This is a genomic window from Corallococcus llansteffanensis (assembly GCF_003612055.1).
Lineage (GTDB): Bacteria > Myxococcota > Myxococcia > Myxococcales > Myxococcaceae > Corallococcus > Corallococcus llansteffanensis.
The window spans coordinates 1-10,394 of record NZ_RAWB01000357.1 but is presented as its reverse complement, the minus strand read 5'-3'; the positions used below and the strand labels follow the sequence as shown (position 1 = coordinate 10,394).

The 10,394-nt window shown below is 72.1% G+C and carries 10 protein-coding genes; all 10 read right to left on the bottom strand.

What is annotated here, in order from left to right:
• A partial coding sequence (locus tag D7V93_RS28015; protein ID WP_147451375.1) for a TolC family protein occupies positions 1-1,345 on the bottom strand: 1,345 nt, incomplete at its 3' end.
• Between the two features lie 23 nt (positions 1,346-1,368).
• Entirely contained in the window at positions 1,369-1,983 is a 615-nt protein-coding gene (locus tag D7V93_RS28010) for a methyltransferase family protein (protein WP_120646303.1), read from the bottom strand.
• A gap of 87 nt (positions 1,984-2,070) precedes the next feature.
• Complete coding sequence (locus D7V93_RS28005) at positions 2,071-2,616, bottom strand: RNA polymerase sigma factor (protein WP_120646302.1); 546 nt, start codon at positions 2,614-2,616, stop codon at positions 2,071-2,073.
• The gene (locus tag D7V93_RS28000; RefSeq protein WP_120646301.1) at positions 2,613-5,741 is read right to left on the bottom strand and encodes an efflux RND transporter permease subunit; all 3,129 of its coding nucleotides are present in this window, start codon (positions 5,739-5,741) and stop codon (positions 2,613-2,615) included. The genes D7V93_RS28005 and D7V93_RS28000 overlap by 4 nt, the downstream gene beginning before the upstream one ends.
• Positions 5,731-6,924 (bottom strand): efflux RND transporter periplasmic adaptor subunit, encoded by a 1,194-nt coding sequence (locus tag D7V93_RS27995; RefSeq protein WP_120646300.1) that lies wholly within the window; start codon positions 6,922-6,924, stop codon positions 5,731-5,733. The genes D7V93_RS28000 and D7V93_RS27995 overlap by 11 nt, the downstream gene beginning before the upstream one ends.
• Positions 6,921-8,186, bottom strand: a complete 1,266-nt coding sequence (locus tag D7V93_RS27990; RefSeq protein ID WP_120646299.1) for a TolC family protein — start codon at positions 8,184-8,186, stop codon at positions 6,921-6,923. The genes D7V93_RS27995 and D7V93_RS27990 overlap by 4 nt, the downstream gene beginning before the upstream one ends.
• Before the next feature lie 102 nt (positions 8,187-8,288).
• Positions 8,289-8,603, bottom strand: a complete 315-nt coding sequence (locus D7V93_RS27985; RefSeq protein WP_120646298.1) for a hypothetical protein — start codon at positions 8,601-8,603, stop codon at positions 8,289-8,291.
• Between the two features lie 60 nt (positions 8,604-8,663).
• Positions 8,664-9,497, bottom strand: a complete 834-nt coding sequence (locus D7V93_RS27980; protein WP_120646297.1) for a peptidoglycan recognition protein family protein — start codon at positions 9,495-9,497, stop codon at positions 8,664-8,666.
• A 153-nt stretch (positions 9,498-9,650) separates the two neighbouring features.
• Complete coding sequence (locus tag D7V93_RS27975) at positions 9,651-9,947, bottom strand: hypothetical protein (protein WP_147451374.1); 297 nt, start codon at positions 9,945-9,947, stop codon at positions 9,651-9,653.
• Positions 9,948-9,951: 4 nt separating this feature from the next.
• Positions 9,952-10,394: DUF4331 family protein (locus D7V93_RS27970; RefSeq protein ID WP_120646295.1), on the bottom strand; the 443-nt coding region annotated here is incomplete at its 5' end.

The following is a 10,394-nucleotide window of genomic DNA, read 5'->3' as shown; positions in this document are numbered from 1 at the left end:
GCAGGCGGCCTCCCACGAGGCGTTCCAGGTCGGCCCGCGCCCTCCAGTAGTCGCGGACGGTCTCCAGGTAGGCCCGCCACGCCTCCACCTGTTCACGCCGCGCGACGAGCAGCGCGGGGAGGCCGATCTGCATCGCGTTGTACTGGCGTTGGGACTCTTCGAGGATGGTGGTGCGCAGCGGGAGCACGACCTTCTGGTAGCGGTCCGCCATGCTCCGCAGCGTCACCAGCCGCGCCCTCATGGCCCGCACCTCCGAGCGCGCGTTGACGGACAGCTCCGTCAGCCGGTCCTCGCCCTGGCGGTACTGCGCTTCCAGCTTCGCGATGAGCCCCTGACGCTGATCGAAGAGGGGCAGCTCCAGCGACAGCGTGGGGCCGAAGAGGCGCGGCCCGTTCGCGTCGCGGTGCGTGTGCACGCCCACCTCCACGCGGCCGAAGAAGCGCGTGCTGCGCGCCAGCTCCAGCGCGTTCCACAAGAGCGACGTCTGCTTCCGGGCCGCGTCGATGTCCAGCCGCTGCCGGATGGCGAGCGTCTCCAGGTGCTCCAGCGACGACTCCGACGCGGGCACCTCCGGCAGCTTCTCCGACAGCGTCCACTGCACGCGCGCGCCGTACAGGCCCATCAGCCGGTTGAGGTGCTCGCGGGCCTCGAACAGCGCCAGCTCGTCCTGGGCGAGCTCCAGCCGGGCCTGCTCCAGCGACGCCTGCTCGCTGGCGAGCGCCAGCACCGTCACGTTGCCCGCGGCGCGCTGCCGGCCCGCGAGCTCCGCGGCGGCGTCGGCGGCCTGGAGCACCTCGCGGCGCAGGGCCACGAGCTGCTGGCGGGCCTGCACCTCCGTGAACGTCTGGCGGACCTCCGCGGTCGTGGCCAGCGCCTCATGCGCGACGCGCAGCGTGTCCGCGATGAACTGCTCGTTCGCTACCCGCTTGCGCAAGGGCAGCGTGAACAGGTCCACGAAGCCCTGGACGATGGAGAACTCGTGTTCGATGTCGCCGTCGGAGGAGAGCGGGAAGCCGATGCTCCCGTCGAAGGACGGGTTGGTGAGCAGGCCTGCCTGCACCAGGTCCGCCTGGGATACGCCCAGCTCCTCGTAGGTCCCCTGGAGGGCCGGGTTGTTGAGCAGGGCCACCTCCACCGCGTGATCCGACGTGAGGTCCCCGTTCAGCAGCGCATCCAGGTGCTGCTGCACCTGCGCGTCCTCTGGCGTCCCCTGGTTCCAGCGCGTCTTCAGGCCCGTGCGCTCCTCCACGAGCGCGGCCACTTCCATGTGTCCCCGCTCCTTCTGGACGGAGGCACAGCCGCCCAGGAGGAAGACCGCGAGGAGGGAGGGATATTTCCAGTGCACTCGAGACCTCGAAGCGATGTTGGTTACCGCAATCCCACGCCAGGAACGAAGCGGCCCACCCGCGCCGCATAGCGCTGGTAGGCGCTCCCGTGCAGCCGGAGCAGGTGGTCCTCTTCCAGACGCACCTGCAGCGAGACCAGCAGCACGTAGTCAATCCAGCCCATCACCGTCCAGGCACTCGGTGTCGCGAGCGTCACGCCCGTCACCACGGCGAGCATGCCGCTGAAGATGGGATTCCTCACGACGCCGAAGAGGCCTCCGGTCACCAGCTCCGTCCGCTCGGAGTCGATGCCGATGCGCCACGACGCGCCCATCTGCACCTGCGCGCGGACCGTGACGACGAAGCCCGCGACGACCAGCGCCCAACCACTCCACCGGATGAATCCGGGGACATGCCAGACCCCCAGCGCTGCTTCCCCGAACGCGAGGTGCGCCGCGCTCCAGAGCACGATGGCCCCCATGAACAGCGCCATGCCCGCTCCAATCACCCGCTGGAGCGGAGGCCCGGACCGGTGCAGCACCAGCGCGGGGCGGCCCGTGCGCCGGCTCAGCCGCACCGAGGGCAGCACCATGGCGAAGAGGAGGAAGGCGAGCGTGGAGAGGGGCAGGGCCAGCCGGGTGAAGGAGGTGACGTCCATGGGTGACTCGTGAGGAGGGGGACGGACCTTCCGTCCCTGTTTCCCCCTGCTGACGCTCGGGCTCGCGCGCTCTTACACCCGGCATTTTCAAGAGTGCGAGCAGGCGCAGTCCACGCACCCCTCCGCACAGCAGTGGCCGCACAGCTCCACCAGCCTCCGCCCCAGGGCCTGCCGGGCACGGTGCAGCCGCACGGCGGCGTTGTTGGGGGAGATGCCCGCCTCCTGGGCGAACGTGGCGACGCCCACGCCCTCCAGGTCGATGCGGCGCACGGCCTGGGCGTACTCGGGCTTGAGGGTGCCCGCGAGCCCTGCAACGCAGCCGCACACCGTCGTCTCCAGTGCCGTGGCGTCCTCCGTGGACAAAGGCTGCTCACGGGCCAGGGACTCCAGCGCGCTGTCCTCGCGGCGGGCGCGGCGGTGCGCGTCCACCAGCGCGTTGCGCAGCAGCCGGTAGAACCAGGCCACCGCGCTCTGCTCCTCGCGCAGCGACCCTCCCTCCTCCAGGCCCTTCACGAAGGCGGCCTGCAACACCTCGCGGGCGGCCTCCTGGCTGCCCACGCGCGGGGTGAGGAACGCGAGGAACGCGTGGTGATGGCGCAGCAGGGCTTCGAGCGCTTCGGATGACAGGCTCATGTGCTGGCCGTCCGAGCCGCCCGGCGGGCCGCGAGGCGCTCCTGGACGCCGTGTACCAGCGCGTAGAACGTGGGCAGGGCCAGCAGCGTGAAGAGGGTGGACGTGACGAGCCCGCCCACCATCACCACCGCCAGCGGACGTTCGATCTCCGTGCCATGCAGCGGCAGCACCAGCAGCGGCAGCAGGCCGAGGATCGCCGTGCCCGCCGTCATCAGCTTGGGCCGCACCCGGCCGAGGCTCGCCTCGCGCACGGCCTCCGCGAAGGGCTTGCCCCGGGCGATGAGGTCCTTCGTCTGCGAGACGAGCACCAGGCCGTTCTGCACCGCGATGCCAAACAGGCCGATGAGGCCCACGAGGCTGGACACGTTCCACGTCTCGCCCGCGAGGAGCAGCGCGAGGATGCCGCCCACGAACGCGTCCGGCAGCGTGGCCAGGATGACCAGCGCCTCCGCCACCGAGTCCAGCGCGAGGTACAGCAGGATGAACACCGCCAGCAGCGCCAGCGCGATGGCCGCCGTCAGCGACTGCGCGGCGCGCTCCTGGCTCTCCACCTTGCCGCCCACGTCCACGAAGTACCCCGTGGGCAACTTCAACTGCGTGGCCAGCACCTTGCGGACTTCTGATGCCGTGCTGCCCAGGTCCCGGCCGGACACGCCCGCCTCCACCGCGATGCGCCGGCTGCCCGCCTCCCGCCGCACGCTGCCCGCGCCAAAGGTCTCTTCAATCGTCGCCAGCTGGCCCAGCGGGATGCGCGTGCCGTCGTGCCCGTCCACCAGCAGGTTGCGCAGGGCATTCACGTCGCCCCGGCGGTGATCCGCCAGCCGCAGCACCAGGTCGTACCGGCGCTGGCCCCGCCAGATCTGCGCGGCCTCCTCGCCCACGAGCCCCACGCGGACGGCGCGGATGACGTCCCCGGGCGTCAGCCCCACGCGCGCCACGGCGGCGCGGTTCACCTGGATGCGCAGCTGTGGCAGGCCGCTCAGCTTCTCCATGCGCAGATCCTCCACGCCCTCCACCTTCGCCATCAACGCCTGCGTGCGCTCCGCGAGCGACGCCAGCGTGTCCAGGTCCGGCCCGAAGATGCGCACGGACAGGTCCGCCGGACTGCCGCCCAGGCCCTCGTCGATGCGCATCCCCAGGGGCGTGGTGAAGAGCGCGGACACGCCGGGCACCTTCTCCACCGCCTCGCGCATCCGCGTCTCCAGCGCCTCGCGGCTCCCCGTGACGTCCTTCTTGAGGACCACCAGCACGTCGGACAGGGTGTGGGGCATCGGGTCCTCGGTGCGCTCGGCGCGGCCGGTGCGCCGCACCACGTCCTCCACCTCCGGGAAGTCGCGCAGCACGTCCTCCACGCGGTGGTTGAGGCGGTCCACCTCGTCCAGCGACGCCTCCGGGGGCAGCACCGTCTGGAGCAGGAAGGCACCCTCGTCCAGCCGGGGCATGAAGTCGCTGCCCACCAGCGTGGCCAGCCCCAGCGCGGGCACGGTGATGGCCAGCGCCACCACGCGCACCCGTCCCGCGTGGCGCATGCACGTCTCCAGCAGCGGCGCGTACACCGCCTTCGCCTTGCGGATGAGCCACACGTCCTCCGGCTCGCCCTCGCGCGGGGCCCGGAGCAGGAGCCCCGACACCACCGGCACCAGCGTGAGCGCCAGCCCCAGCGACGCGGCCAGACACGCCACGACCGCCGCAGCGAGGGGTTGATACATGCGGCCCTCGATGCCCGTCATCGCGAACAGCGGGATGAATACCGACACGACGATGAGCGTGGCGAACGCGATGGGCCGGCCCACCTCCATCGCCGCGGCCAGCGCCTCCTCGCGCACCGAGCGGCGGCCCCGGCCCTCGCGCAGGTCGTGGATGACGTTCTCCACGACGATGATGGCCGCGTCCACCAGCAGACCCACCGCGATGGCCAGGCCTCCCAGCGTCATCGTGTTCAACCCGATGCCCGCCGCCTTCAGGAGCAGCCCCGCCAGCGCCAGCGACAGGGGCAGGGTGAGCGTGACGATGAGCGCCGCCCTCCAGTCTCCCAAGAGCAGGAAGAGCACCAGCACCACGAGGAACGCGCCCAGCAGGATGGCCCGGCCCACGCCCCCCAGCGCGGAGCCCACGAGCTCCGACTGATCGTAGACGACGCGCAGCTCCACCCCCGGGGGAAGCGAGCGGCGCAGCTCGTCCAGCGCCGCGCGCACGCCTTCCGTCACCCGCACCGTGTCCGCGCCGAACTGCTTGCTCACGCGACAGCTCACCACCTCGCCCTTGAGCCGGTGCGCGAGCCCCCGCCGCAGCGCCGGGGCCTCGCGCACGTCCGCCACGTCCCCCAGCAGCACCGGGGTTCCGTCGCGCAGCGCGACGACGGTGTTGCTCAGGTCCTCCACCGTCTCCGCGCGGCCCACCGCGCGCACGGTCCACTCCATGGGGCCCTGCACGATGAACCCTCCGGACGCGTTGACGCTGGCGCCCTCCAGGCCGTGCTGCACGTCGTTCAGGGTGATGCCCCGCGCGACGAGCTGATCCGGATCCAACAGCACCTGGAACTGGCGCAGGTAGCCGCCCAGCCGCTCCACGCCGGAGACGCCGGGCACGGCGAGCAGCCGGTTCTTGATGTCGAACTCCGCCAGGTCCCGGAGCGCCATCAGGTCCGCGCTGCCGGGCTCCGCCTCCAGCGTGAACTCGAACACTTCGTTGAGGCGGCCGGTGAGGCTGGACACGAGCGGCGCGTCGGTGCCGGGGGGCAGCTCACCCTCGGCCTGGGCCACACGCTCCACGACGTACTGACGGCTGCGGAAGTAGTCCGCGTCCGGTTCGAACTCCACGGTGACCTGCGTGACGCCCAGCTGCGAGGTGGAGCGGATGCGGCGCACCTGCGGCAGGCCCGCCAGCGCCACCTCCAGGGGGATGGCCACCGCCGTCTCCAACTCCTCGGCGCCCATGGCCGCGTTCTGCACGATGATGTTGAAGATGGGCGCGGACAGGTCCGGGAAGACGTCCTGGCGCAGGTTCTTGAGCGCCACCGCGCCGAACGCCGCCAGCGCCAGGACGAGCACCACCGTCAGGCCGGGCCGGGCGAAGGACGCGCCCAGGATGCGTCCCGTCAGTGACGCGCGCGGATCAGTGACCATGTTCGTCGCCCCCGCCCTTCGACTTCTCGATCTCGGCCTTGAGCAGGAACGCGCCCTCCACCACCACCTGCTCTCCGACGGCGAGCCCCGACAGGACCTCCACCAGCGAGCCCACGCTGCGCCCCCGGCCCACCTCGCGCTGCTCGAAGACGCCGGCCTCCTGCGTCGGCACGAAGGCCACCCAGCCGTTCTCCAGTCGCTGGAGCGCGGCGGCGGGCACCGCGGTGAGCGTGGCGCCCGGATCCCCCAACGGCACGGACGCGGTCGCGGACATGCCCGGCCGCAGGAGCCCCTTGTCGTTGGCCAGCTCCAGCCGCACGGGGATGGTCCGGCTGGAGGGGTCCACGCGCTGCCCCACGTGGCCCACCTTCGCGACGAACTCCTGGCCCGGGAACGCGGCGAAGGTGACGCGCGCCTCGGCGCCGGGCTTCAGCCGCACCGCGTCCCGTTCGAACGCGTGCACGATGAGCCACAGTGACGACAGGTCGCCCACGCGGAAGAGGGGCTGCGCCGGATCCGCCATCTGTCCCAGCCGCGCCGCGCGTTCGATGATGGTGCCGTCGATGGGGGCCTTGAGCGCGAAGCCCGGCGTCCCGTCGCCCGCGGTGCTGCTCGCGCCCAGGGCCGTCAGCGACGCCCGCGCGGCGGCGACCTCCGCCTCGGATGCGGTGGCCTCCGCTTCGGCGGCCTGCACGTCCTTGCGCGCGACGATGCGCTCGTCGGCGAGCGAGCGCTTGCGGTCGGCGGCCTGGCGCGCGGCGGTGGCGCGGGCCTGCGCGGCCTGGAGCTCCGCGCGGGCGCGTCCCAGCTCCGGACTCTGGAGCTCCGCCAGCCGCTGGCCCTGCTTCACCGCCTGCCCCGTGGTGACGAGGACCGCGGCCACGCGCGCGGGCACGGGCGTGGACACCTCCGCGTAGGCATCCTCGCTGAAGGTCAGCTCCCCCAGCGCGGTGACGCTCTCCCCACCGGGGCGCGCCTCCACCTTCGCGGTGGTGACGCGCAGGTCCCGGAGCATCTCCTGGGGGACGTGCACGTGGATCTCGTCCCCCTTCTCCGCGTGGGGTTTCTCGGGCGAGGCCTCGTCGTGCCCGTGCTCTTCGTGCGCATCGTCGTGGCCGGCCTTCGAGGGCTTGCAGGCGGTGAGTGCCAGCAGGGCGGTCAGCAGCAGCAGGGCGGGCTTCATGGCGAGACTCCCATTTCCACGGCGTACCGCACGCGAGCGAGCCCGACCTGGAGGAGGCTGTCGAGCCACGCGGCCCGCGTCTCCATCACGTCGCGGCGGATGAGGATGAACCCGGCGAGATCCAGCTCCCCGGCGTCGTAGGAGCGCCGGGCGAGCGCTTCGTTGTCGGTGATCAGCGGCAGCGCTTCCTGCTCGAACATCTCCAGCGCCTCCACGCGTGCGTGGAAGCGAGCACCCGCGGCGCTCAGCTGGTTCGACACGACCTGGCGCGCGGCCTCGAGGGCCTTCCGGGCACGCACCACCTCCGCCTCTCCGGAGATGCGCGCCTCCTGCCCCCTGGCGAAGACGGGCAGCGGTACGCTGAGCGTCCCCAGCAGCACCGTCTCGTCCGCCTCACGCTGGTAGCGCACGCCCAGGGCCACGTCCGGCAGCGCTTCACGTCGGCCCAGGGTGGCGGTGGCCTGCGCCTGGGCCGCTTCCTCCTCCATCGCCGTGAGGTCCGAGCGCTCCAGTGCCTTGCCCCCAGGGCCGCGAACCGGCGCCAGCGCCAGGGTCCGCAGGTCGCCCTGGACGCTGGCGGCCTCCGTGAAGCTCACGCCCAGCTGAGCACGCAGCTCCGCCAGCAGCGCCTCCACCTCACCTTCGGCGCCCGCGGCTTCCACCCGGGCCCGGGCCCGGGCCACCCGCGCCACGTTGACGTCCAGGATGGGCACGTCTCCGGCATCGAAGCGGTGCCCGGTGGCGAGGACGGTGTCGTCCGCTGCTTTCAGGGCGGCGTTCGCCAGCTTCAGCCGCTCCTGGGCGTGCAGCACGCGCAGGAAGGCGCTGGCCACCTCGCCCAGCACGAGCCGTTCGGCGTCGCGCAACAGGGCCTCCTCGCGGGCGAGTCCGGCCCGCGCGGCATCGCGGCGCAGGCCCTGCTGGCCGCCCAGCTCGAAGGGCTGAGAGAGCCCGACCGCGAGGTCTACTCCCCGCGCTCCGGTGACGACCCGGCGCGGGCCGGCCTGGAGGTCGAGCTGCGGATTGCCGTGCAGGAGGGGCGCGGCGCCCGCCACGGCGCCCCGGGCGGCCTGGACGTGCGCCCGGGCCTCCAGCAGGGCCGGTGCGCGCTCGCGGGCGAGGGTCAGGACGGCTTCAAGGGTGAGCTCGCGACGGGCCGCGGGCCGCGACTCGACGGGCGGGCGGGGCGCCGCGCCCACGGGGTGTGAACAGAGCAGGGCGGCGGCCAGCCCGAAGGCGGCCGTCGCGGAACGGATGGGCACGGAGGTGGACCTCTCGGAGGGCGGGCGCCCGGCGCCAGCGATCCCGGACAGGGGCCGGGCACACCGGTGGCGGAGCGCGTGCGAACGAAGACGGACGCGGGCCTACGCGAGAGGGACTATGGGGACGTGCAGGATGTCATCCGCGTCGGCGGACGACGGCTCGCTGTCTTCGAGCGTGATGCGCGAGGCCCGGAGCAGGGGGCTCACGAAGCCCGGCAGGGGGACGGCGACCGCCAGGGGCCGCACGTGGCTGCAACAGGCGCAGTCCGCGCAGGTGGGAGCGCACTCGCCGCGGGCGTCGTCATCCGCGCAGCCCGTGACGCAGGCCTCCGCTGGCCCCGGACCGAAGGCATGCGCGAGGCCGCCTCCCACCGGAGCGAGCAGCAACAGCCAGATGAAGAGCCAGAGGCGGAGCACCGGGGCGGACTTCTAGCACGCCCCGTCGCACGGACGCACGCGGGCAGGCGATGGACCGCTTCAGCCGCCGATGCCCTTGCGCAGCCGGTTCCAGTCGAAGTTCGCCGCCGGGTCGTCCTTGCGGCCCTTGGGCACCGCCACGTCCTTGTGCCCGAGGATGTTGTTCGCCGGCACCTTGTACTCCTGCTTCAGGTAGCCCACGAGCTGCGTCAGCGCCTTGTACTGCGCGTCGGTGAAGGCCGTCTTGCCGCTGCCGTCGTTGACGATCTCGATGCCGATGGAGCGCGCGTTCACGTCCGTGGGCACGCCGTGCAGCTCCGCCTTGCCCGCGTGCCAGGCGCGCTTCTCATCCCCGACGAGCTGGTAGATCTTCCCGTCCGTGTCGAGCATGTAGTTCGCCGACACCTTGCTCTGCGGGTTGCGCATCCACGCCAGGTCGCCCTTGCCGTTGTTGGAGCCGGTGTGGTGCAGGACGATGGTGTCGATGTCCGTGCCGTTGCGCGAGTCCGAGTTGGGCGACGGCGCGCTGATGACCGCGGGCTTGGTGAACTTCCCCGGCTGGGTGGGCGGGGTCTGCACCGGCGGCTTCGCGAGCGCCTTCTTCAGCGCCGCCGCCGTCTGCTCCCCGTAGAAGCCGGTGGTGGGCAGCTTGTTGGCGGCCTGGAACTTCTTCACCGCCCCCTCGGTCAGCGACCCGAACGTGCCCGGGCCCGTGGCCGCCTGCGCCTTCGTCAGGTAGCCCAGCTTCACCAGCCCGTCCTGGAGCTGCTTCACCTTCGGGCCCGAGTCGCCCTTGCCCAGTCCGGCGGGCGGCGCCGTGATGGCCGTGGCCAGGGCCGACACCCGCGTGGAGGCGGCGGAGGTGACGCGCGAGGAGGTCGGGCGGATGCTCATGGCGGAAAATCCCAGGAAGGTTGGACAGCAGGTGCTTTCGCGATTATCGCCGCGAACGGCGGGGAGTTGTGTGGATCAGCCTCCTCCTCAAGCAATAGCCCCGACACCCGGGATTGGCACCGGGCATCGGGGCTGGGAGTGGCTGACTTCCTCCTACGGCTGGAAGAAGGTGGGCGGGAATGCGTTCGCAGGCTCGGTGTCGACGAAGGTCTTGTCGTCGAGTGTCACGGGCGTGCCCGTGTCGTTGGTCTGGTTCTGGATGAGGTCGCGGACGAAGGCCGTGAACTCGGTGCCGGTGGGGCCGGCGTCCGGGGTGCCGGAGTCGGGCGTGCCGGAGTCCGGCGTGGTGCCGCCATCCGGCTTCGGATCATCGTCGTCGTCGCTGCATCCCGTGTAGGCCAGGGTGGCGCCCAGCGCGAGGAGGCAGGCCATGGCTCTCAGGCTGCGCATGGCATCACGTCCCGTCGCCGTTGGCGCCCGCGTTGGGCGCCGTCAGATAGGGGAACACGGCGTCGAACTGCGAGGAGTCCTGCAGGACGGCGTCGTGGAACGCGGTGTTGCGCGAGGGGGCCTGGACGTCGTCGGCCAGCAGGTAGCCCATGGACACGCGCAGCTCGATGTCCACCACGTCGTCGCCGGGGCGCCGTCCGTTCGGGAAGCCGGCCGGGTCGCAGCCCGCGAGGCCGGTGTCGAGCTTGCCGTTGAGGAAGCAGCCGGCGGCGCCCAGGTTGTTCTGCGCCCCCTTGGCCTTGGTGGGCAGCGCCGTGTTCAGGCGCTGCATCTCCGCCGTGGAGCCGTTGGCGTTGACGCCGGTGACGCCGGTGAGGAACGCCGCCACCAGGTCCGCGCGCGGGAAGACGGTGGGCGCCTTGGTGCCGAAGAGGGTCTCCAGCAGGG